Genomic DNA, 23,756 nt, shown 5'->3' on the forward strand with positions numbered 1-23,756 from the left:
TTAATGAATCAACTATTTCTATCATTTAACCATTGATTGACCCTAAAAAATCTTAGTTAATTGCTCATTTAACTAAGAAAACGTAAAAACAGGTAAACCCTAAGCCCTAAAGGATTTACCTGCTTTTTTTAAGCTTTTTCAGCAATAACTTCGATTTCAACTAATGCATCTGCCGGAAGCTTCGCCACTTGAACGCAGCTTCTAGCTGGGTAAGGTTCTTCAAAATGATTCGCATATATTTCGTTAACTGCGGCGAAATGATCTAAGTCCTTTAAAAAGACCGTGACCTTCACAACATTCTTTAATGATAGATCAATTGTCGATAAGACGTTTTGAATATTTGCTAACGATTGTTTTGCTTGTTCTTCAACGCCATCTTTTAATTGGTTTGTCGCAGGGTCGATCCCTAGCTGTCCTGATAAAAAGACTGTATTGCCAGTAACCATTCCTTGAGAATATGGTCCTAAAGCTTTTGGTGCCTGATCAGAATTTAAACGCTGCATTTTTTTCTCTCCCTTTTTATGCTTTACTAACTACTATTATACCTAATTCCCAAACAACAAGCCAAGCTTTGTTAAACAATTATGATCAAGTAATCTTTTAGCTTTTCATTTTGCTCATTTTGTTTCATAATAAAAGTAGTAATAAAAGGGAGGCTAATGTTATGCGTAAATTTACATCAGGATTTTTCACAGGAACTTTAGCAACAGCAGCAATCGTTGCCGGCTTTTTAGTAGGTGTTAAGAAAAAAGTTATTGAGCCACTAGAAGAACAAGAATCAAAAGTGGATGAAAATCGAAAAAAAGCCCGTAGAAAGCGGATTGCTCGTTAAAAAAGAAAGCAATCTGCTTTCTTTTTTTGCGCTATTATTGATAAATCGATAGAACAATCTGATCTGCCATTTCAAAAATACGATCACTTGTTTTGGGTCTTGGTGTAGAAGCATTCAACCAATCTAAACCTTCTACTGGCACTCCGTAACAATAAAGCTTTTCTAAGATTTTATTTTTTTGATCGATGACCTGATGAGTGCTGCGGCTTACAAGTATGGCGCCACTCTCATGAACCTCGTTTTCTACTTTTACTGTATGAGGTGCTAAGTATCCTCGTTTCTTTAGCGCTTGGATAAGGGGATTCAAGGTTCGACGAAAGTTTGTTGATGGAATTCGTGCCTCTATTAAATGATTCGCACTATATTTCACTGCTTCATTTTGTTTACTAAAGGCGACAAACTGACTTTCAGTTCGTTCAACTGTCATATCAGGTGCTAAGAAAATCGCAATTCCTGCTTTTTCTAAAGCAGCCAATTGTTTCATCCGAATAACTGGTGGCCCCACCGTCAAAAATCCATACTCCGGATTGTATTTCTTCCAAAGCTCTTCCCAATATTCCTTTGCGGTAAAAGCCTCATGATCAATCATTTTGTGCACCGGCAATTGCAGCTCTTTTAAAGTATCCAGCGCTGAAGCAATTGCGCCAGTCATATTTCCTTTTTCAGCTTCTTTAATATCTTTTGCCATATATTCTCTAACAAACTCTGGGAAATCTTGGGGAGCAACGTCTTTTCCCGGATCCACTAAGCTATCCCAATCCAGCTGCAATTCTTTAGGAATGTTGAAATGCGCTAAGGCTTTCTCTCGCTCTTCCTTGCGATAGGCTTCTAAAAATTCTGCTACATTAATAGAGGTATTTGCTAATTTTTTTTCGTAATAGACAAGTTCGGCTTCTTTTCTTAACAGGTCAAAAAATTCAGCGCCTTCACCTGGCTGAATTTGTTCAAGTCGCTCGTCAGTTAACAGCTGAGGTTGGGCATCCTCCCCAGCTTTTTTTTGATTAGCTGGCCGAGCATGGTAAGGCAACCCTCTACCTGAACCAATAATCATTTTCCCCTCATTGCCCGAGGGCTGATAGTATACCTTTTGATCCTTTTCTACAAAAGCTCCTCCCCAGTGTTTAGGCAGTAACCCGATATAATCAAAAAAGCTAAGCCCTACGCCACGTAAAATCACATCTTCATTAGGTTGAATATTTTCTAAAGATACCCTAGCAGGGTTTTTCGGTGGTTGATAGGTCAAACCCTGCTCTTCAGCAAAAATTGAAAACTGTTGTTCTTCATCAGATAGATCATTGTCAGAATGACCAGTTGCCAAGATGACTTGATCTACCACATGCTTTTCATTAGCAACTAATGTAATTTGATCCTCAATAATCAGATCCTTAACCGCTTCTTGATAAAAAGTTAACGTGATGTTCTCAGGTAAATGAGCTTGTAAATTGGAAAAAAACCATTGCTGATACAATCCGTAAAACCGGCGCTGAGAACAATCATTTCTGCCTAGCGAAGCTGCTTGAGATAGAAAATCTTTCTGGTTCTTTTCTACCTGCTGCTTAATAAATTTTGGTGCTTCATTTTTGCTCCATTCATATAAATTCGGTCCAGGTGCAATTACTCCTCCAGAATTTAATGTATCATCTGTAAAAAGTGTGACATGCTCCGTTACACTGTTCATTAGTACGGTATCCGTTTGTTGAGGATCCCAGACTTTTCCACCTGGCCCGTCCGGATCAAATGACAGAATCTCCAAATTTTCTTTTTCTCGATAATTTTGAACCAGTCGGTCTAGCATAATCAATCCGTACGGTCCCGCTCCAACCACTGCTATTTTACCCATTTTCCCGCTCCAACCTTTCTTTTAATACTATTGCCTGATTGTGTTCCTTGTCCTTTGCTCCATAAATCAAAGTAACCGAACTATTTTCGCTAGTTATTTGTTTCAGATGCTTAAAAGCTGCCTGATGTTTATCATCTGTCAGCTCCCTTAAGTATCGCTCAGAAAATTCAGTATATTTTTCTGGTTCATGATTAAACCATTTTCTTAATTCATTGCTAGGAGCTACTTCTTTTAACCATTCATTGATTGCTGCTTTTTCTTTCGAGATGCCTCTCGGCCAAATACGATCTACTAGTACTCGATAACCGTCGTCATCGGCGACCGCTTCGTATGCCCGCTTGATTTTGATCATTTCCTTCACCTCAATTCAAGAGTAAAGAAAAAATACCGAAAGTGCAACTTAAAACAATCTCTTTGTTAAGCAATTACATCAAAAAAGCATGCTGCTCTTAGCAACACGCTTTAATTAATTAGTCGATTTTTTTCTTTTTGACTTTGCCCTGCCATTCTTCAATTCCGCCTTTTAAAATGTACAGATCAGTATATCCACTTTTACGTAACAAATTAGCTGCTCGCGCACTTACTGATTTATTGTAATCGTAGATATAAATTGGTTGATCCTTTCGCAAAGAGCTCTTTGTTTCTTTCAGCATAGAATAAGGAAAACTACGAGCGCCCAGAATATGCTTAGCATTAAATTCATCCCGTTCTCTCACATCGATAACTTGCGCTTTGCGCATTCCTGCCTGAAACTCCTCTTGTGTCAGCATTTTCGCTGAGCGTTTCACCATAATTCGAACAAATACTTCGTACCCTACGAATAGAAGAATTACCGCTAATAAAATAATATTTAATGTCCACCAAAATGACATACGAAACTTCCCTTCTTGTTTTAAAATTAACGTGCTAACGAAGCAGCACCAATCACTCCAGCTTCATTACCTAATTCAGCTAATTTAATTTTTGTACTATTTCTAACTTGAGGGAACGTAAATTGTTCAAAATAAGCCTCAACTCGACTGCGTAAAAATTCTCCAGCAGCCGAAACACCGCCACCGATAATGATCGCTGAAGGATTCAATGTATTGCCGATATTCCCACAGGCTAAACCTAAGTAGAAAGTAACCTTGTCTACAACTCGCAATGCAAGATCATCATTTTTAGCTGCTAATTCAAATACATCCTTACTAGTAATGTCTTCACCATTATCTAAACGAGCTTTTAATTCAGATCCGCCAGCATATTCTTCTGCTAACTGACGTGCTACACGAACAACTCCCGTTGCACTAGCTACCGTCTCTAAACACCCGCGTTTTCCGCAGGTACATTCAAAGCCATCTGGATCAACGGTAATGTGACCAATTTCCCCCGCACATCCAGCGACGCCATGAAGCAACTGTCCATTCATGACAATCCCGCCGCCAACACCCGTCCCCAGTGTAACGAAGACAACATCTGGATCATTTTCACCGGCGCCCTTCCAGCGTTCACCTAATGCTGCAACATTTGCATCGTTATCAATGAAGAACGGAATGCCTGTTCCTTTTTCAATTAATTCCTTAACTGGCTGTAAGGTTTTCCAATTTAAATTGTAGGCTCCAATAACTGTTCCTTCTGTAATATCGACACTTCCAGGCGTTCCCATTCCAATACCTATGAATTGCTCAGGCTTCATCTCATATAATGCCAAATGATGGTTAATTGATTCAACAATATCCGGTACAATATGTGTTCCCTCATCCAAAATATTGGTATCAATACTCCACTTTTGTTGTATCTCTCCATTTTGAGTTAGAATCGCAAATTTTACGGTTGTTCCGCCTAAATCAATTCCCAATAATTTTTTATCCATCATTGCTCACCTTCCCGACTTTCTTCAATGTGATGCTCTCTTTTTAAAATGCGCCATCCGTTTAAATAAGTATCACGATCAATCAACCGTCCCTCATACAAATTTTTCAGTTCAATTTGCATCAGTTCAATATCATAAATACGCTTTCCTACATAAACAAAAATACCAAATTGCTTAAGCAATTGCTGCACATCATATAAACTTTCCATTCAATCCACATCCCCAAACATTATACAGGTAAATGTCCTTTTTTTACAGAGAAAATTGATCCGTTTTTTCGTAAGCTGAAAAATTGATTTATTTCAGTCCTTCAAATTCCTATGTACATTTTTTCGAAATTCCGACAAAAAATCGGGAAAAAATTTCCCGATTTATATAATAGGCAATCCGATCTTACGAAAAGCTAATAATACTGCGACAACTACAAAAAAGGCAAAGAATAGTCCACCAGTGATGCGTCCACGAATGGAAAAACGGTCTTCACCGTGGGGAACTCCCAACATCAAGCCAGATAGTGCACCACCTAGCAAACCACCTAAATGTCCCCAAAGATCAATCGAGGAATCAAATAAACCAAAGACTAAATTTAGTAAAATGAACAGACCGAACTGTCTGGTCAATCCTTGCACTGCCGGATTATCCTGGTAGTGGTATCCTACTACCAAGAAAGCGCCAAATAAACCAAAAATCGCTGTACTAGCTCCGCCAGATAAAACACCTAAGTCATTAAAAGCAAAGCTGCCCATATTGCCCATCAATCCGCTTAAAATATAGACTAAACCGAACCGCCAATGACCAAAAATTGCTTCACACTGCTGTCCCATATAGTACAAGACTACTGAATTAAGTACAAAATGCATTAAGCCAAAGTGAATGACCATCGGCGTTAAAAAGCGCCAATATTCATGACCTAAGATGACTGAAGGAATAAACATTCCTAGTCGTTCGTTAACTCGCAAAGAAGGAATTAAATATTCCAGTAGAAAAAATACTGTGTTAATTCCTAAAAAAGTATACGTTACATAAGGTTGACTTCTTCTCATTGTTCCTCCATTTCTCCAATAAATAATTGTTGGACTGGCAGGTCAAAAGGTTCTTCCTCCCAGCTTTCCATCAGTTGTTCGACAAAAACAAAGCTTGCCGTTCTCCCAGAATAATTTGCCAAAAAGCGATCATAAAATCCTCCACCAAAACCGATTCGATAGCCATTTTCTTTGAAAATCAATCCCGGAACAACAACTAGGTCCAATTCATCCGGATTCGCTTGCTCATCACTAATTGGTTCTTCCACCCCAAATTTTGACAGCTCAAAGGTGGTGGTTTTGTCTATCCAATAAAAAATCAGCTGCCGCTTAGGCAATGACTTAGGAACGGCTACTTTTTTCCCCTCTAAAAGTGCCCGCTGAATCAAGGGCGCCGTAGGAAATTCAAAATCGGTAGCAATAGTAACACCAATGCTGGTTGCCGAAAGCCAAAGATCGCTTTGAAAAAACTTGCGGTAAATTGATTCTACCTGTTCTTGACGCCTTCCATCAACAGCCAGTTTATTTAATTTTTCAATCATCAATTGGCGCATTTTGTTTTTTTTCATTTATCTTTCTCCTATCCAACGATACTACCAAAAAAAAGCACAAATAAAAAGGGGGTTAGTTCCCCTTTAACAATTCTAAATCAATACTTCTAGAAATGGCGAGTCCTCCCGCTGCATTAAAATGTAAATGATCGCCGCTGTCAAAGACCGAAAGCAGCTGATCATCCTCACCGACAATTGATGAAAAGTCCCAAAAACTATCCTGGAATCTTTGCTGCAGCCAAAGATTAAATTCCTTGCGTAACATCAAATTTTGTTGCGAAGCTTTCGCATTGCCAGCAAAAGGAGTAATTCCACAAACGAAAAGCTGAACCTGCTTTTTTTTACATAAAGCAGCTATTTGTTCGATTTGCTGCTGCATTGCTGCTAGTTTAACTGTTTCACTTAACAAATCATTAACGCCCAATGAAAAAATGACCTTTTTAACTTCTTGATGGGTAGCTAAGCAATGCTGCAGCCGAGTTACTCCGTCAAATCCATAAAAATATTCCCGTTGATCTTGAGTTTTACGGTCACTACTAGCCTGCAGCAACTGACTACCATTTATTCCCTGATTCACTAGAAATACACCCTCAGGTCGCAGTTTTTGCTGCAAAGGAGCTATCCAAGTTGCACCCTCAGTCAAAGAGTCCCCTAAAGCAATAATACATTGACTTCCTACCAGATCAGCTTCGATTGCAAACAACCCTGGACAAAAATTCATCGTACTGCGTTTATCATTCCGCCCTATAAAATCACTATCCGCAAAGGCAAATCCGCTAACAGCTTGTTCCACCGAAAAATCTAATATCCAATTTGAGTTATTTTCATCTAGTAAAAAACTATCTGTTCGGTAAATCTCCCCTGGTAGAATCCGAAATTCTGAAGCGACTAACTTATTTTGAAAGGTTACATCACGTACCATTAGCGGTTCGGTTCCATATTCATTATAAAATACGAAACGAATTCTTTTTAATAGAGGAAAACGACGAAAACGCAAAGAAACGTCTCCTCTGGTTGTTCCATAAGAAGCAAATCCTCGATGAGCATGACTCCACACAGTCGTCCACGCCATTACAATCCCTCCTAATGCTTACTTTTGAGAAGTTGATAGACAAAATATGGTGCACCAATAACTGACACAATAATCCCAGCGGCTATCTCGCCACTGTTTAAAATTAACCGACCAACAATATCACTATACAGCAATAACAGACTGCCGATAATACCAGTCATCACTAAACTAGCAATGCTCTTTCTTCCTACAAGATTATTTGCAATATGCGGAGCAATTAGTCCAATAAAGCTGATACTTCCTGCCACGGACACACTCACAGCGGCTAAACAAAGCGCGCACAATAAGAAAAATAGTTGAGATACTTTTAAACGTACTCCTAATCCAATTGCAATCTCGTCCCCCAAACTCATCACTCTTAAGGTTCTCCCCCGCAATAAAAGTACTGGAAAAAGGATAATCAACCAAGGTAATAATAAGAAAACATGCTGCCAGGTGGTTCCCCAAATTGTTCCAGCTAACCAGCTAGTTACAAATGTATAACTATCCTCCGAAGCTCGAATAGTACCAATCAAGGTCAATGCCGAAATTCCTGCGTTCACCGCGACACCAGACAAAAGTAAACGATTGGGAACAATCTTTTCGGACTGCCTTCCACAATAATACACTAAGAAGGCTGCTCCGATGCTTCCAAAACAAGCGACAAGAGGCAGCATCCAGCTCGCTTGATTATTAGCAAAGAAACCTAAATAGACCAAAACTGTAAACCCTGCTCCAGCATTGATTCCTAAAATTCCTGGGTCAGCTAAATCATTATGAGTAATTGTTTGAAAAAGATAACCGGACAAAGCCAGTCCCATCCCAGCCAGAATAGAAATGAGCAAACGAGGCAAGCGAAAATCAACGACAATCAATTTTTGAGCAGCAGTTGCTTGCCCTGAAAAAACATTGAAAAGTTCTCCTATAGACAATGGTAATGTTCCTAAAGTTAAGCTCAGTATACAGCCTGCTATGAGTAAGATTGCTAATACCAGCCATTTCATTCTTTTCCTCAAGTGATACTCCCCCTTCGTATCTGCAAAAGCAGCAAGGGAACCCCAATAATTGTCACTAACACACCAACCGGAGTTTCTAATGGAGGTGCAATCAAACGGGAAGCAATATCGGCAACCACAAAGAATAACGCACCAATTAGGGCAGAAGCAGGCAACACCAGCCGATAATCCTGTCCGATAAAGTAACGAACTACATGAGGAACAATTAAACCAATAAAACTAACTGATCCCACCAAAGAAACAGAAGTACCTGCCAACAGCAAAACAAACCCCATGCTCCACTTCCGAATAATTGCCGGCTTCTTACCTAAAGTAATTGCTGTCTCATCTCCCATGCTCAATAAAGTCACTTGGGGAGCCAAGAAAATCGTTCCTATTAAACCAAAGAGTATTAAAGGGAAAGCCCAACGCAGCTGCTGCCACGAAATATTGGCACTGCCTCCTACATACCAAAAAGTCATATCTTGATTCAACTGAAAAACCAAACTGATACTTTGACTAATCGCTGAAAAAAAAGCACTTAAGGCTGCTCCTAATAAAACAATGCGGATCGGATTAAAGCCGATAGAAAGTTTTGATGAAGCAATATAAATGACGATCAACGCTACAAATGCTCCAAAAAAAGAAGCAATAATCGCTGTCAAGGGAGATGGACTCGCAGTTACCGCAAATACTAGCGCCAAGCCCAAGCCTGCACCAGCATTAATTCCTAACAAACCTGAATCCGCAATTGGATTATTAGTAATTCCCTGCATTAAAGCCCCTGCCGTTGCAAATCCCGCACCTACTAATACTGATCCAAACATACGTGGCAAGCGCAACGTACGAACTAATTGCTGTCCTTGATCAGATACATCAAATGACGTAAAGGAATTGCAGATTTCCTGCCAACTAATTGGTACTGCACCATATTTAAGTGAGGCCACCATTGAAAGTATTAACAATACAGTAGCTACTATAAAAAAGGCACTACGCTTCATACGTCTTCCCCCGCTTTAGCAACTCATAAGATAGTATCATTGGTTTTTGCTGGGTGACCGAAGAATAAAATATTGCTTCAATCTCAAATAATTCTGCCATGTTTTCAGTGGTAAATACTTGATAAGGTGTTCCTTGGAAAAGTAGTTGTCCTGCCTTCATTCCCAAAATATGGTCAGAAAAACGCGAGGCATGGTTTAAATCATGAATAGTCATCAAAATCGTTTTTCCTTTTTGATTGATAGCCTGCAACAATTCTAAAATTTCCAGTTGATGTGCCGGGTCTAGAAAGGTAATCGGCTCATCTAAAATAAGAATGTCCGTATTTTGTGCCAATGCCATTGCAATCCATACCCGTTGCTGCTGTCCTCCAGAAAGAGTATTCAACGGTCGAGCTTTAAGATTAATTAAATCCGTAACCTCCAGTGCCCACTCTATCCATTGACGATCCTCTTTCTTTAATCCAGAAAAACCACTTTGATAAGGAAACCTTCCATACGCAATTAGCTCCTCAACACTTAAGCCACTAATTTGATCACTCGTTTGAGACAAGGAAGCAATTTTTTTGGCCACTGCTTTTGTATCCATTTGGTGTATATCATTCCCGTCAATCAGCACTTGTCCTTTTTTAGGCAATAAAATCCGTGCCATAGCCTTTAACAATGTCGATTTTCCGCTCCCATTTGGGCCAATTAAACTAGTGATTTTTCCTTCTGGAATGTCAATCGTCACATCATTTAAAATTATTTTTTTATCATAACCAACAGACAGATCCGTTGTCGTTAATTTCGTCATATGTATTCTCCGTTCCTTTGATAACCATTCTCAATTATCGCTTTAATCTTTCTATACGTCAACTATTCTTAAGATAAATTCGTTGTTGACACTGCCGAAACTTTCAGTAATAATGGCTATTGAGAAGCATTCTCAATTAAAAAAAACAAAGGAGTTCTTTCATGATAAAAAATAAAAAATTTGTTTTAGCGGCAGCGGTACTGTTTGCTTTGGTAGGGTTAAGCGCCTGTGGTCAATCTAATTCATCAGAATCCAGCTCCAGCGATTCTATCACCCGTCAGCTCACTGACGCGCAAGATCATAAAGTTGAAATACCAGAGAAACCAAAGCGAGTTATCGCTTCCTATTTAGAGGACTATTTAGTTGCATTGGACGAAAAGCCAGTTGCACAATGGACCGTCGGAAAGGGTAGTATTCAAGATTACCTGCAGGATGATTTAAAAGATATTCCAACAATTAACTATGATTTGCCTTACGAAGAAGTATTAAAATATGAACCTGATCTTTTACTGATTGGCTCCAATGCGACTGTTGAAGGTGGTAAATATGATGAATATGCAAAAATTGCTCCCACCTATGTAGTAAAAAATGGAGATGGGGTAACTTGGAAAGAACAACTAAATGAGATTGGTAAAGTCTTTGACAAAGAAGAACAAGCCAAAAAAGTGGAAGAAAATTACGAAACGTTAATCGCTGAAACAAAAAAAGAATTAGGTGGCAAAATTGAGGGGAAATCGGCGGCTGTACTTTGGGTTACTAATAACTCCGCATTTATGGTAGCCGAAAATCGTTCTAGTGGAAGGCTGCTCTACGATGATCTTGGATTTGAAGTTCCTGCCCTGACTAAAGAAGTCAGTGAAAAGGCCTCCTCTGACTGGTCCCCTGTATCTTTAGAAAGTTTGTCTCAATTGGATGCTGACTATCTATTTCTCGTTAACAGCGATCAAGGGGCAGCTATGTTTGAAGATCCCCTTTGGCAAAATATTCCAGCTGTTAAACATAAGCAGCTGTATGAATTTGGACCTGAAACAAGCTGGTTGTACAATGGGCCAATTGCCTATACGAAAATGGTAGAAAATATTAAAGAAGTTCTGAAATAGAAGCAAACGCTCCTCGCTGATTTAAAAATTACGAGGAGCTTTTGCTATTTTTGTGTCTGCGGCTTCTAGCTCCACTATTCATAGGAGGTTCAGGTCGAGCTAACAGTTTTAAGCGATAGGGCTCATGGTAACGAATGCCATTCTTAATAAAATCCCCACCAACAATAAACAGCCCTAGAGGATGTAATTCTGTTGTTTGATGAATTTCTCCTACTTTTTCTAAATCGCGATAACTTGTTCCGATTTGGAGAGAATAGGTTTTCTCGTTTTCTTGTTTTAAATAGTAATAAGGATACAAGGTATTCTCACTGATCAAAAAGCCTTCTTCCTTCTCAATATCTCTGACCCTTAAATCATTTGAATCAATTAAAGATTGGATGTTGCTAGCTAATCTCAATTGATAATCTTCGAGATAATCGACCCTAATTTCTTTCGCATCCTCAGTAGGAATTGACTTAGCCTGTTTTCTTTCCCCTTGGATATTAAATGCATCATCTGGCAAATATTTAACAAACAATTGGGTAACATCCAGTTTACTATTTTTATCTAAAAAATAGTAAAAAACATTCAAAATCAAAAAGTAAACAAGGACTAGAAAGACAACACTGTACAAGAAAAACTGAACGTAATTTTGATTTAGCCACAACCCATAAACAATTCGTAAAATATAGACCGTTGGAAAAATACTTAAAATCGTATAACCACGATTCAAATACTTTGGACTAATATCCAAATAACCCAAAAACTTATTCAATTCATTAATAATATCTAATAAAAAAGTCATTGTGCTTCCCTCGTTTCAGGTGTACTTGCTGGTTGTTTTTGCTGCTGTGCTGGAACATTATTCTGCTCTTGTGAGGGCACAGTTTGTTCAGCTTGACCAGAAGAAGGAACAGTTTGGTTTTCGTTTGAAGAGTCCGAAACAGAGCTCTCACGAATAGTTTGTTGATCCCTTTGTGTTGAACTAGGAGCACTTGATTGATTATTTTCATAAACCGAACTTGACTCTGGCGTCATTTGATTCTCAGCTGAGGTCGTAGAGGTCGTCGTTACTTCACTAGTACTTGGTTCAATTGTACTCGAACTGCCAGTACTTGGTTGACGATAACTTGCACCATTCGCTACCCCCGTCGCTGTAGCTATTAAAATGGAAATAGTTAATAAAGCAATCGGTTTTAAAATAGGTGGTACTTTCCGCAAATCACTCACTCCCCTTCGAATTCTTTTTGCCGAAAAGTATCGCTTTTGTCTTAAATTTACAAAATCTTTAGTTGGTACTGCTTTTTGAAAAAAGACAAAATACGTTACCCACTGTTTTAACACGTGAAGTTTAGTTTTTCCTTATAAAACTATGAATATTTTTCAACTTTTCTTTTCAATTGCAAAGCAGATTATTCGGAATGCGATTACAAAAACGGATGTCCTTACTTACATTAGGTTATCGTGAGATACATTAGAGAAAAATTATTTTAGAAATGCTATAAAACCGACGATTTTTACCAAAAAAGTGAATTGTTTTTTATGACAAATGAAAATTCCCTAACCTTTTCATTCAATCACGAGAAAACGCTTTATACTTATTGTGAAAGAGTGATCTTGTTAATTGCAAATGTATTTTAGATGGACTCTCTCAAAAAAAAGATTGGAGAAAAATAATGGACGAGAAAAAGATTCGTTGGTTTACGGTATCAATAATAGCCTTTAGTATGGTGTGGGGGTTTGGTAATGTCGTAAATAACTATGCGCAACAAGGAATTTCGGTAGTTACTTCTTGGATTCTAATTATGGCATTGTATTTTATCCCTTATGCACTAATTGTTGGTCAATTAGGTTCTACCTTTAAAAGTAATGCTGGTGGTGTCAGCTCATGGATTAAGGAGACTACAAATAGTCACCGCTTGGCTTACTATGCTGCTTGGACTTATTGGGTCGTACACATTACTTATTTGGCACAAAAACCCCAATCTGTTCTTATCGCGTTGGGTTGGGTCTTTAAACGAAACGGTGATGTAGCAACTAGTATGAGTGTTCAAACAGTTGCGATTATATCTTTGCTCATTTTTCTATTCTTCCTTTTCTTATCTACAAAAGGCTTAACCACCTTAAAAGTAATCGGAAGTGTTGCTGGATCCGCAATGTTAGTTATGTCAATCTTATTTATTATCCTGGCTGTAGCAATTCCTTTTATGGATACCTCGTTTACAGCAGCTACGCCGCAAATGAATCAACTAAGCACTTATATTCCAGATTTTAATTTAAGTTATTTTGCCACCATATCCATGCTGGTCTTTGCTGTTGGGGGAGCAGAAAAAATATCTCCTTATGTAAACTCTATTGATCGTCCGACAAAGAACTTCCCTAAAGCAATGATTTTTATGGCTGTGATGATTGGCTTAAGCGCTGTTTTAGGGTCCGTTGCTATGGGGCTGCTGTTTAATAGTAATCGTATACCAGAAGATTTAATGGCTAATGGTGCGTATAGTGCTTTCCAAATCTTAGGGAATCACTTTGGTGTGGGCGACTTTTTCATGATCGTTTACGGATTTGCTCAAACTGCGGTTCAAGCATCTGCCTTGGCTTTCTCAATTGACGCACCATTGAAAATTTTACTTTCTGAGGCTGATCCTGAATTTGTTCCTAGCTGGCTGCGTAAACGTAACAGTAAAGGAACATTGATTAATGGTTATCTGTTAACAGGTGTATTAGTTAGTATCATCATTATTTTGCCGGTATTTGGTATCAAAAACATGAGTGAATTAGTAAAATGGCTGACCAATCTGAATTCGGTAGTGATGCCAATGCGTTATATTTGGGTATTCTTTGCCTACATGATGCTGAATCGGCAAATTAAAAAGTTCCAATCGGAATACAAATTCATTAAAAATCCCAAATTAGGCTTTATTGTTGGATTGTGGTGTTTTGCTTTTACGGCCTTTGCTTGTATCCTTGGTATGATTCCTAAGGCAGATTATGCAGCGGATCCATCATCTTGGATCTTCCAATTGATTTCAAATATTTTGACACCATTTGTATTGATTTTATTAGGAATGATCCTACCGATGTGGGCTAGAAGAGAACGAAAGAAAATCAGTTAACCCCTTGCCGGAATCCTTTGAGATTCCGGTTTTTCTTAATCAAAAAAAACCGAAATCTTCGCAATGAATGATTTCGGCCTTGTTACTATTATTTTACTTCACGGTGCAAAGTAACTTTGCGTTCACGTGGGCAATATTTTTTCTTTTCCAAACGATCAGGATTGTTACGTTTGTTTTTATTCGTTAGGTAGTTACGTTCTTTGCAAGAAGTACATTCTAAAGTAATGTTTACGCGCATGTCTTTCCCTCCCATACATAGCAATCTTTCCAAGATAACTCTCAGACTTGAACATCATACCATGTTTTAAGGGGTTTGACTAGTATTTTTATCAATTTTGTTAAGTAGTTCTACTTGACGTTAACTCAATAATGCTTCTATATCCTCAGCAATTTCTTCCGGTTTAGTCTGCGGTGCATAGCGTTTTACAACTTTCCCTTGGCGATCCACCAAAAATTTAGTGAAATTCCATTTGATGTCTTTGTTAAGTAAACCACCTTGCGCAGCTTTCAAGTAAGTATAAACTGGAGACTCATTTTCTCCATTAACATTTACTTTGCTAAAAGTTTGAAAAGTTGTCTGATAATTCATTTGACAAAAAGCTGCTACCTCTTCATTACTGCCAGGTGCTTGATTTCCAAACTGATTACAAGGAAAATCTAGTACCTCAAATCCTTTTGCTTGATAGTCGTTATAAAGCTTTTGCAGTCCTTCATATTGCGGAGTAAACCCGCAGCCCGTTGCTGTATTTACAATCAGCAAAACTTTATCCTGATAATCTGTCATCTTTTTTTCAGTTCCATTGGTCTGTTTAATCACAAAGTCGTAAATTGACATATCTAATTCCTCCCAGCTTTTGTATCTTTTAAAAGTATACTCGGTCAATTAGCTATTTACCTATCATTCTGTCTTAAAAAGAGTCAAATTTATTCATTCTCTTAATAATTAACGACAACTAATTCGTAAAATAGGAAAGCATTTTTCTAAAACCGAAAAACGACTCTCATTCTCTCGCGCATATCATTCTACAATACTGTTTACTTTTCTGATTTTTTGAAATTTTTATGTAGTTACTATCCATTTGCATGCTGCGAAAAGCAGAACGGATAAAAAAAGAGAAAAGACCAATTGATCTTCTCTCTAATTATTGCCATACATTTCTGCATAGGCATTAATAATATCTTTTGCAATAGCCTTATTAGTATCATCATGATCCACAGATAAGTTTGGCAGCATGACACTAATTGCAATCTTCGGCGCATCTGAAGGTGCATAAGCAACCAAATTACTATTGATTGTTTGAATCACCTGTCCATTGATTGTTACTGAAGTTTCCGCTGTCCCAGTTTTAGCTGAAGTATCTAAAGCCGCTGTCTGTAAATCTTTGGCTGTTGTATAACCATTGCTTCCGTGTACAGCTTGGTAAAAGCCTTGTTTAATAATCCCCATCTGTTCCGGTGTAATATTTACTTTTCCTAACTCTTGACCAGTAATCTCTTTTTGCAAATCACCTAAACCACCGCTGCCATTATTGCCATAAACTCCTTTAACAACATGAGGAGCGATTCTTGTTCCACCGTTGGCTACTGTAGCCGCATATTGGGCCAATTGCATCGCAGTGTAAGTATCATACTGACCAAAGGAAAGGTCCAACAAATTACCGCCACCAGGTCCACCGGATTCACCAAATTTAGTATTCACTAAACCAGAGGATTCACCCGGCAAATCAATACCGGTCTTGACTCCCATACCATATTCCGCAAAAGCATTTCGCAACTTGTTATACATTTCTTCAGAGCTGGCACTTTCTGGCAGATTCATGTCATAGCTGTAATTAACACCTAACATCCGTAAAACAATTTGCATCATGTAAGCATTAGAAGAAATTTCCAGTGCTTGTACAGTGTTTAAGGGTATTTTGTATCCTAATACTTTATTGTAAATTGAACCTTTTAAAGCAGTACCTGCTAATTTTATTGGCTCATCAATCAGCGTATCATTTCCAGTAATAGCACCAGTTTCGTAGCCGGCCGTTACTGTTCCACCCTTAACAACAGATCCAGGTTCGAAGTTATTTAAAATAGTACCTAAAGCAAATTCTTCCACCTGTCGGCTTCCAGGCTTATGAGAAAACCCGGTCATAGCCATTACCTGTCCATTATTAGGATCTAAAGCTACTGCATAAACACCTGGTGAATATTGCGCTTGACCATTGTCAATCAAGGTTTGATAATGGCTTTTGACAATTTCTTCCACCCTTTTTTGGAAATTGGTATCAATCGTCAGCATCAAATTAGAGCCTTTTTCTCCTTCGCTAATTTCTTTCTGATTAGTGACATTTCCTTCTTGGTTAAGAGAAACCTCGTACTCGCTCTTTTTCCCTTGAAGCTCATCTTCATATTGTCTTTCCAGATAGCTTGTTCCTACACGGTCATTTCGAGCATATCCTTTTTTCAAATATTCCTTTAAATCTTCAGCAGGCACAGAAGAAACAGTTCCCAAAATACTGCGCAAAGAGTCATCTAAATCATTGTTATATTTGCGTTGCCAATCGACGCCTGTTGATACTCCGGGCAATTCCGCTGTTCGCTCGGCCACAACCGCTAGCTCTTCATCGGTGACACCTTCATTTTTGACAAAAACCGTACTTAGAGCAGAGGCACTACTCATACGTTTAAATATAGTTGCTGCTTTTAGTTGATTTTCATCAAATTGGATATCACTGTCTGTTACCTTGTCTACAAGCTTTTGGTATTCATTAGAAGAATCTAAATTTTTCTCTTTAAAAGATAAACGATCCTCTGCTTCCTTTAGATGTGCAGGATCTCCTAACCAATAATCCTTTTTATCACGCTCCGTCAGATTTTCATCTGCTGGAACATCAATTAAAGCATTTAGTTTATTGGCTAGCTCATAAATGTCTTTGCCTTCCATCGTATTTCCGCGTGTGAAGGTAATAGCCTTATTGGATTGATTATCTACTAAAGCAACCCCGTTTGCATCATAAATTGAACCGCGGGGAGTGCTTCCAGTGACTTTAATAGTAGTAGAAGCCTTTAACTGCTCCTCCATTTTATCTCCGTTAACAATTTGTAAATAGCCCAACCGTCCCACTAATAAAACGAATAAAGTAAAAATAACAAAAAATAAGAAATTCAGTCGAAACGGTACATGGCTTTTATTGTGGTTTCTGCCAGCCTCATCTGCGGCCTTTAGTTTTTCGAACCACCTTTTTAATGGATTGGATTGTTTCATGAGAAATTCCTTTCGTTTTGTCTGCTTTTTCTATTGTATCCGATAATATTTTTTTTAAAAAGAAGAATTCATTAAATTATTCCTTAGTTTAATCTTTTTTTAGTAGTTGACTGTTCTGTTTCACAGGAAGAATTCGTCCTCCCAATCATATTGCAAGAAACCTTTAAATTACGCTAAAAAAATCGAATTTCTATTTTCCAAACGTGAAACATTTTTCTCTACAAAAAAATGTGGAAAACTTTAAGGCAGACAAAACTGTCAAAAACTGGATGTCCTCAAGGCTGATGGAAAGAAGTTATCCACAACCAGATATGCTATCCCTCTATTAACTAAAAAATTCTCTTAAGCAAAACCGACTTAGGCTCTGCTTAAGAGAATTGTTTTTGTCATGCAAGAGTTTAGCGATTTCGGCTGAAGTTTTGGATTTCATCCTTGATTGCTTCAACAAAGATGTTTAATTCTTGAACTTCTTGCTCTTCACTACCGTAACGGCGAACATTCACACTGGCACTCTCAGCTTCTTTATCCCCTACAACTAAAATATATGGGATTTTTTGCGTTTGTGCCTGACGAATTTTGTAGCCCATTTTTTCATTGCGTTCATCGACTTCCACTCGAACACCTTCTACTTTAAGACGGTTCTTCACTTCATAAGCGTAATCGCCATGATGCTCAACTGAAACAGGGATTACGACAACTTGTTCTGGCGCCAGCCAAGTTGGGAAGGCTCCTTTATATTGTTCAATCAAGTATGCAGTGAAACGTTCCATTGTAGAAACAACACTACGGTGAACAACAACTGGACGATGTTCTTTTCCATCTTCACCAATATAAGTTAAATCAAAACGCTCAGGCAGCAAAAAGTCAAATTGAATCGTAGACAATGTTTCTTCTGTACCTAAAGCTGTTTGAACCTGAACATCTAGTTTAGGACCATAAAAGGCCGCCTCGCCGTCCGCCTCAAAATAATCAAAACCAGATTCATCCATAACTTCCTTCAGCAAGCCTTGAGAAGTTTCCCACATTTCATCATCATCAAAGTATTTTTCAGTGTTATCTGGGTCCCGGTAGCTTAAACGGAAGCGATAATCTTCAAATCCAAAATCCTTGTAAACTTCCAAAATTAGATCTAATGTACGACGAAATTCTTCTTTAATTTGATCAGGACGAACAAAAATATGCGCGTCATTCATTGTCATTTCACGAACTCGTTGTAAGCCAGATAATGCCCCTGATTTTTCATAACGGTGATCCATTCCTAATTCTGCTAAACGAATTGGCAACTCACGGTAAGAGTGAATCCGATCTTTGTAGACCATCATGTGGTGCGGGCAGTTCATTGGACGCAAAACTAAATCATCGCCATCGCCCATATCCATAATTGGGAACATATCTTCTTGATAATGATCCCAGTGGCCTGAAGTTTTGTATAGGCTAGTATTAGCTAAAACTGGCGTATATACATGCTCATAACCCATAGATAATTCTTTATCAACAATGTAGCGTTCGATTTCGCGGCGAATAGTTGCGCCTTTTGGCAACCAAAATGGTAGTCCGGAGCCAACTTCAGGCGAAATCATAAATAAGTCTAGTTCCCGGCCCAATTTACGATGATCGCGTTCTTTTGCTTCTTCGCGCAAACGAAGGAACTCATCTAAATCAGCTTGATTAAAGAAGGCTGTTCCATAAACCCGCTGCATCATTTTATTGTCTGAATTGCCGCGCCAGTAAGCACCAGCTACTGATAACAATTTGAAGACTTTGATTTTTCCAGTTGACGGAACATGTGGTCCCCGACATAAATCAGTGAATTCCCCTTGCGTATAAGCCGTGATCACTTCATCCTCTGGCAAATCTTGAATTAATTCCACTTTGTATGGGTCATAACTAAAGAACTCTAAAGCTTCTGCCCGACTCATTACCTTACGTTCGATTGGCAGATTTTCCTTCACAATTTTCTTCATTTCTTTTTCAATGGCTGGAAAATCCTCTTCAGAAACTTGACCATCTTCATTGTCAGTATCGTAGTAAAAGCCTGAATCAATTGCAGGTCCTACTCCGAAATGAATATTCGGAAACAAACGACGCATTGCTTGAGCCATTAAATGTGCTGTCGAGTGACGCATTAAGAACAATGCTTCCTCATCTTTATCGGTAACAATTTTTAACTCTGCATCTTGCTCAATGGGACGGCTCAAATCCTCCAAATCACCATTTACAACTACAGCCAATGCTTTTTTGGCTAATGATTTTGAAATACTTTCTGCAATCTCTCGTCCAGTTACACCATCATGAAATTCTTTGACTGATCCATCTGGAAATGAAATATTTACTGCCATGGATAAATTCCTCCTTCGTTTGATTGAAAATAAAAAAAAGTCCTAGTACCATAATCGGTACTAGGACGAATCAACGTGGTTCCACCTAATCTTTGAGCTAACTGCTCCTCGTATGCGATAACGGCGCATTTTCCGCCTCTGCATTTTTACAGAGGTCTGTGAAAGTGGTCATCCCTTGCGCTACATTTAGAAAAGTTTCAGCCTAGCTTTTCCTCTCTGATAAACAGCATTCAAGTTCAGGTGTCTTTCATCAACAATCAATTTATACTCACATTAAAACACTAAGATTCTAAAAAAGCAACCCATAAACATAATTATTTATTTCCACTTGCCATTTACAGCATAGGTTCCTTTTTTTAATTCGCTTAAAATAACATGGATGTTTTCTTTCGGAGCTCCTGTGTTTTTAGAAATGACTTCAGTTACCTCTTCCATCATTTTAGTTAATTGTTCCTGACTTCTTCCCTCAACTAATTCAATATGAACAAATGGCATGTTTTTTCCTCCTCTTAAATGATTATTACCTTTTCATTATACTATTGTTCTACGTTACCGCAATGATTTTTCCGACAATCACCTCTGGTTTTCTCAATTCATTCTGACTAGCAAAGATTACATTTATTAAATTTTGTGCTATACTAGTATGCTGTTATCAGCAAGGAGGACCAATTAATGAACCCTAGACAAGAAGAGCAGCAACACTTGAAACAGACTGTTGCTTTAATCGATCATGAGAACCAATTATTAGAAAAACAAAGAACTAAAAATAGAACGCAATTCCAAGAAAATCTACAAGAAAGTGCGGGACAAAGAATCCAATCTGGTTCTTTTGAAGCCTTAGCTGAAACCATGGCAGATACACGTCAGCACGAACAAGAATTATTGGTTCGCTATCAAACCTTGGCGGCTCAAGAGAAAAGACAAAAAGTTCTCCGTCTAATGAAGGGAAATCCTTACTTTGCCCGAATTGATTTTAAAGAAGACTTAGAAGCTGAGACTTTATATCTAGGAATTGCTTCTTTACGCGATTCGACAGAAGAAACCGTTATTATTGACTGGCGAGCACCTATCGCTAACCTTTACTATGAAGGTGAGCTTGGAGCCACTAATTATGAAACCTACGATACTACCGTAGATGTGGAATTACTTTTGAAGCGTCAATTTAAAATTCGTGATGGACAAATCCTTTCAATGGTGGATACTTCTGAAGCAATCAATGATGATTTCCTACTAGAAATTCTAGATGAAGCGTCGTCTAACCACATGAAAAATATCGTCTCAACAATTCAAAAGGCGCAAAATCAAATTATTCGTGATACCCATAGTAAATTATTAGTAGTAGAAGGTATTGCCGGCAGCGGGAAAACTTCTGCTCTTTTACAACGAGTTGCCTATCTTTTATATCATAATCGTAAATGGTTAGACAATGAGCAAGTGCTTTTATTTTCACCTAATCATATTTTTTCAGACTATATCTCGACTGTGTTGCCTTCATTAGGAGAAAGTGGTATTCCGACTGAAACCTTCAAAAGCTTTTTAGGAAAGCTGCTGCCTCTCTATCAAATTCATACAGAAGATAGTCATGAAGAAGTCTTTTTATCAGGACAAGATGATCGCGTTCTGCGGGCAAAAAGCAGCTGGCTAATTGTCGAAGCCTTAGCAGATTATTGCAATAAAATAACATCTATTGGACCTTTATTCAGAGACTTAACCCTAGAAGGCCAGCCTTTAATTAAAAAGGAACAGATTAGAGCTTGGTATCAAGAAGCAAATCCTAATTTACCAATGTACCAACGCATGCAGCTTTTGCAGACAAAACTGTTGAAAAAACTCGGTGGATTAGAAAAAGATGAAATGAAAAAGGACTGGGTTAAGCATGCTGCCGATGAACTACTGCAGCAAGCCTATATCGACAATCCTGATTTAGAAGATTCCGAAAAAAATGAACGACGTATGCAGCGACAATTCCGGCAAAAAGTTGTTCGTAAAAAGATGCGTCCGATTAAACGGAAAATTATGCGTTTTACCTTCATTAATTATGGCAAGCAGTATTTACATTTTCTTCAAACGGTTCCTGCTGCTCTACTTACTCGTTATCAGCTATCAAAACAGGACTGGCAAGAAATGCTGCAAACCTTACGTAAAGATTTTCAGCGTCGAGATCTTAGTCTTGAAGATGGTACGTTGATGTTTTTATTAATGAAATCTATGTACCCACTGCATGTTAAACAAAAAGCTCGTTTTATTTTTATCGATGAAATGCAAGATTTTTCACCAGCTCAAGTAGCTTTACTAAAACAGCTTTATCCCAAAGCGACGTATACGTTTTCTGGGGATTTGAATCAAAAAGTATTTGGCAATGAGAGTATGGTTGAAGCATTAGAAGCAATCTTTCCTGAACAAACAATTACGCATCATCAGTTAACAACCAGCTATCGGTCGACGGAGGAAATTACTCATTTTGCTAATCAATTTCTAACACAGGAAAATCGTGTACAGTTAACTGCCCGCAAAGGAGATCGACCAACAATTTATTATGCTGTAGATCAGCAGGCAATGCTGAAGCATTTAATGAATGAGATAGCTGAAACAGCAGAAAAAGCAAAATATTGGCGCACAGCTATTATCGGTAAAACTGTCGAAGACTGTAAGGAACTTTTTAATCAATTATCTCCAGATCAGCAGGCACAAGTACAGCTGTTAACTGATGAAGAGGATTTTATGCGCAAATCTCTCATTATCATTCCAACCTACTTGGCCAAAGGATTGGAATTTGACCGTGTCTATGGTTGGAATATCTCACCTAAAAATTATTACACTGAACAAGATAAATTAATTTTGTATACACTATGCACTCGTGCCATGCACGAATTGAAGCTTTTAACAATAGAACAAAAAAGTCCTCTGTTGGAACATATCCCTGAAGAACTTTATCAAATAGAGCATATCTAACACAGTCTCCTTAGGCTGTGTTTTTTATCATTGGTTAAATACTTTTATGGCAAATTAAAATCGGACTTTGGTCTGAAAGTTTTTTTGGAAGGAATAGAGTATAATAGTAGCAAGGAGGGATTTTTTATGAATGGTTGGATGATTGCGGGAATAGTATTGCTTGTCATTGTTATAAGCTTATACATTTGTGGAACTTCTACTATTCATTACCGCGAACTTGAAATCAACAATCGCTTTTGGCGAGCATTAGTTTCGGGTGCTTTGCTTGTGGTGGAAATCTTTCTGAGTCTGATGTAAACGTGAAAATATAAAAAATACGCGCTGTGCCTCATGAGCACAACGCGCTTTTTTAATCTTCAAATTCTACATTGTGAAAGACTTGCTGAACATCTTCTAACTCTTCCAGTACATCTATCATCTTTTCAAATTTTTCTAAATCATCGCCACTTAAGGAAACCTCATTTTGTGGAATCATTTGCATTTCTGCCACAGAAAACTCAGTAATTCCTTTTGCCTTTAGTGCCTCTTGGATGCTGTTAAAATCTTCTGGTTCACCGTAAACAATCACTTGGTCTTCTTCTTCCACAACATCTCTTACGTCAATATCCTGTTCCATTAAATATTCAAGAATCTCATCTGCGTCTTCATCGGAGAAACCAAATAGAGCAGTGTTATCAAACATATAAGAAACTGCACCGGATACACCCATGTTTCCGCCGTTTTTACCAAAAGCAGCTCGCACATCAGCGGCTGTACGGTTTACATTATTGGTTAATGCATCAACAATTACCATTGAGCCGTTTGGTCCAAAGCCTTCATAACGAAGTTCTTGATAGTTTTCATCTCCAGAACCCTTCGCTTTTTCGATTGCTCGATCAATAATATGCTTTGGTACATTATAAGTTTTTGCCCGTTCAATAACAAAACGTAGCTTTTGATTCGCGTGTGGATCTGGATCACCTGATTTAGCTGCTGCATAAATCTCAATCCCAAATTTTGCATAAACTCGGCTGTTGTTTGCATCTTTTGCAGTTTTCTTCGCAACGATGTTTGCCCATTTACGACCCATAATTTCACTTC

Annotated in this window: 25 protein-coding genes; 5 read left to right on the forward strand and 20 right to left on the reverse strand. The window is 38.2% G+C overall.

Going from position 1 to position 23,756, the window contains the following annotated elements:
- Nucleotides 1-128: 128 nt before the first annotated feature.
- Complete coding sequence (locus I588_RS14435; RefSeq protein WP_010759491.1) at nucleotides 129-503, reverse strand: RidA family protein; 375 nt, start codon at nucleotides 501-503, stop codon at nucleotides 129-131.
- Between the two features lie 161 nt (nucleotides 504-664).
- Here I588_RS14435 and I588_RS26910 point away from each other — a divergent pair, with 161 nt between their 5' ends.
- Entirely contained in the window at nucleotides 665-832 is a 168-nt protein-coding gene (locus I588_RS26910) for a DUF3042 family protein (RefSeq protein ID WP_010759492.1), read from the forward strand.
- 34 nt (nucleotides 833-866) lie between these two features.
- Here I588_RS26910 and I588_RS14440 read toward each other — a convergent pair whose 3' ends face one another.
- The 11 genes from I588_RS14440 to I588_RS14490 form a co-directional block, all read right to left on the reverse strand.
- A complete protein-coding gene (locus I588_RS14440; protein WP_010759493.1) occupies nucleotides 867-2,672 on the reverse strand; it encodes an FAD/NAD(P)-binding protein in 1,806 nt (601 codons plus the stop codon).
- Entirely contained in the window at nucleotides 2,665-3,024 is a 360-nt protein-coding gene (locus I588_RS14445) for a DUF488 domain-containing protein (protein WP_010759494.1), read from the reverse strand. Before I588_RS14445 ends, I588_RS14440 begins: the two co-directional genes overlap by 8 nt.
- A 118-nt stretch (nucleotides 3,025-3,142) precedes the next feature.
- A complete protein-coding gene (locus tag I588_RS14450; RefSeq protein WP_010759495.1) occupies nucleotides 3,143-3,544 on the reverse strand; it encodes a rhodanese-like domain-containing protein in 402 nt (133 codons plus the stop codon).
- Between the two features lie 26 nt (nucleotides 3,545-3,570).
- Nucleotides 3,571-4,524 carry an ROK family glucokinase gene (locus I588_RS14455; RefSeq protein WP_034694583.1) on the reverse strand — a complete coding sequence of 318 codons (954 nt, stop codon included), beginning with the start codon at nucleotides 4,522-4,524 and terminating at the stop codon, nucleotides 3,571-3,573.
- Nucleotides 4,524-4,733, reverse strand: a complete 210-nt coding sequence (locus I588_RS14460; RefSeq protein ID WP_010759497.1) for a YqgQ family protein — start codon at nucleotides 4,731-4,733, stop codon at nucleotides 4,524-4,526. The genes I588_RS14455 and I588_RS14460 overlap by 1 nt, the downstream gene beginning before the upstream one ends.
- A 162-nt stretch (nucleotides 4,734-4,895) precedes the next feature.
- A complete protein-coding gene (locus I588_RS14465) occupies nucleotides 4,896-5,567 on the reverse strand; it encodes a rhomboid family intramembrane serine protease (protein ID WP_010759498.1) in 672 nt (223 codons plus the stop codon).
- On the reverse strand, nucleotides 5,564-6,115 hold the full coding sequence (locus I588_RS14470) for a 5-formyltetrahydrofolate cyclo-ligase (RefSeq protein ID WP_010759499.1): 552 nt from the start codon (nucleotides 6,113-6,115) through the stop codon (nucleotides 5,564-5,566). The genes I588_RS14465 and I588_RS14470 overlap by 4 nt, the downstream gene beginning before the upstream one ends.
- 55 nt (nucleotides 6,116-6,170) lie before the next feature.
- On the reverse strand, nucleotides 6,171-7,169 hold the full coding sequence (locus I588_RS14475; RefSeq protein WP_010759500.1) for a GDSL-type esterase/lipase family protein: 999 nt from the start codon (nucleotides 7,167-7,169) through the stop codon (nucleotides 6,171-6,173).
- Between the two features lie 11 nt (nucleotides 7,170-7,180).
- A complete protein-coding gene (locus tag I588_RS14480) occupies nucleotides 7,181-8,164 on the reverse strand; it encodes a FecCD family ABC transporter permease (RefSeq protein WP_051130118.1) in 984 nt (327 codons plus the stop codon).
- The gene (locus tag I588_RS14485) at nucleotides 8,161-9,144 is read right to left on the reverse strand and encodes a FecCD family ABC transporter permease (protein ID WP_010759502.1); all 984 of its coding nucleotides are present in this window, start codon (nucleotides 9,142-9,144) and stop codon (nucleotides 8,161-8,163) included. The genes I588_RS14480 and I588_RS14485 overlap by 4 nt, the downstream gene beginning before the upstream one ends.
- Nucleotides 9,134-9,937 (reverse strand): ABC transporter ATP-binding protein, encoded by an 804-nt coding sequence (locus I588_RS14490; protein ID WP_010759503.1) that lies wholly within the window; start codon nucleotides 9,935-9,937, stop codon nucleotides 9,134-9,136. Before I588_RS14490 ends, I588_RS14485 begins: the two co-directional genes overlap by 11 nt.
- Nucleotides 9,938-10,098: 161 nt before the next feature.
- Here I588_RS14490 and I588_RS14495 point away from each other — a divergent pair, with 161 nt between their 5' ends.
- On the forward strand, nucleotides 10,099-11,037 hold the full coding sequence (locus tag I588_RS14495; protein ID WP_010759504.1) for an ABC transporter substrate-binding protein: 939 nt from the start codon (nucleotides 10,099-10,101) through the stop codon (nucleotides 11,035-11,037).
- A 28-nt stretch (nucleotides 11,038-11,065) separates the two neighbouring features.
- On the opposite strand, the gene I588_RS14500 is transcribed toward I588_RS14495, so the two are convergent.
- Both I588_RS14500 and I588_RS14505 read right to left on the reverse strand, forming a co-directional pair.
- Nucleotides 11,066-11,821, reverse strand: coding sequence for a DUF6681 family protein (locus I588_RS14500; RefSeq protein ID WP_010759505.1), 756 nt, complete (start codon nucleotides 11,819-11,821; stop codon nucleotides 11,066-11,068).
- Nucleotides 11,818-12,237, reverse strand: a complete 420-nt coding sequence (locus I588_RS14505; RefSeq protein WP_034694586.1) for a hypothetical protein — start codon at nucleotides 12,235-12,237, stop codon at nucleotides 11,818-11,820. Before I588_RS14505 ends, I588_RS14500 begins: the two co-directional genes overlap by 4 nt.
- Before the next feature lie 455 nt (nucleotides 12,238-12,692).
- Between I588_RS14505 and I588_RS14510 the strand changes: the two genes are divergently transcribed.
- Nucleotides 12,693-14,132, forward strand: coding sequence for an amino acid permease (locus tag I588_RS14510; RefSeq protein ID WP_010759507.1), 1,440 nt, complete (start codon nucleotides 12,693-12,695; stop codon nucleotides 14,130-14,132).
- An 88-nt stretch (nucleotides 14,133-14,220) separates the two neighbouring features.
- Here the strand turns inward: I588_RS14510 and rpmG are convergent, their stop codons facing one another.
- The 5 genes from rpmG to I588_RS14535 all read right to left on the reverse strand — a co-directional run bounded on the left by rpmG (nucleotide 14,221) and on the right by I588_RS14535 (nucleotide 20,219).
- Complete coding sequence (gene rpmG / locus I588_RS14515; protein WP_278253095.1) at nucleotides 14,221-14,385, reverse strand: 50S ribosomal protein L33; 165 nt, start codon at nucleotides 14,383-14,385, stop codon at nucleotides 14,221-14,223.
- Between the two features lie 105 nt (nucleotides 14,386-14,490).
- Nucleotides 14,491-14,967: a glutathione peroxidase gene (locus I588_RS14520; RefSeq protein ID WP_010759509.1), complete on the reverse strand. Its 477-nt coding sequence runs from the start codon at nucleotides 14,965-14,967 to the stop codon at nucleotides 14,491-14,493.
- Nucleotides 14,968-15,270: 303 nt separating this feature from the next.
- Nucleotides 15,271-17,385 (reverse strand): penicillin-binding transpeptidase domain-containing protein, encoded by a 2,115-nt coding sequence (locus I588_RS14525; RefSeq protein ID WP_010759510.1) that lies wholly within the window; start codon nucleotides 17,383-17,385, stop codon nucleotides 15,271-15,273.
- Nucleotides 17,386-17,783: 398 nt separating this feature from the next.
- Nucleotides 17,784-19,724 carry a threonine--tRNA ligase gene (gene thrS, locus I588_RS14530; RefSeq protein WP_010759511.1) on the reverse strand — a complete coding sequence of 647 codons (1,941 nt, stop codon included), beginning with the start codon at nucleotides 19,722-19,724 and terminating at the stop codon, nucleotides 17,784-17,786.
- Between the two features lie 318 nt (nucleotides 19,725-20,042).
- Nucleotides 20,043-20,219: a 2-hydroxymuconate tautomerase gene (locus I588_RS14535; protein WP_010759512.1), complete on the reverse strand. Its 177-nt coding sequence runs from the start codon at nucleotides 20,217-20,219 to the stop codon at nucleotides 20,043-20,045.
- Between the two features lie 177 nt (nucleotides 20,220-20,396).
- Here I588_RS14535 and helD point away from each other — a divergent pair, with 177 nt between their 5' ends.
- On the forward strand, nucleotides 20,397-22,676 hold the full coding sequence (gene helD, locus I588_RS14540) for an RNA polymerase recycling motor HelD (RefSeq protein WP_010759513.1): 2,280 nt from the start codon (nucleotides 20,397-20,399) through the stop codon (nucleotides 22,674-22,676).
- 126 nt (nucleotides 22,677-22,802) lie between these two features.
- Nucleotides 22,803-22,973 carry a hypothetical protein gene (locus I588_RS27310; RefSeq protein ID WP_010759514.1) on the forward strand — a complete coding sequence of 57 codons (171 nt, stop codon included), beginning with the start codon at nucleotides 22,803-22,805 and terminating at the stop codon, nucleotides 22,971-22,973.
- Between the two features lie 52 nt (nucleotides 22,974-23,025).
- Here I588_RS27310 and I588_RS14545 read toward each other — a convergent pair whose 3' ends face one another.
- On the reverse strand, nucleotides 23,026-23,745 hold the full coding sequence (locus I588_RS14545; protein WP_010759515.1) for a YebC/PmpR family DNA-binding transcriptional regulator: 720 nt from the start codon (nucleotides 23,743-23,745) through the stop codon (nucleotides 23,026-23,028).
- Between the last annotated feature and the right edge of the window lie 11 nt (nucleotides 23,746-23,756).

The organism is Enterococcus pallens ATCC BAA-351 (assembly GCF_000407485.1).
Lineage (GTDB): Bacteria > Bacillota > Bacilli > Lactobacillales > Enterococcaceae > Enterococcus_A > Enterococcus_A pallens.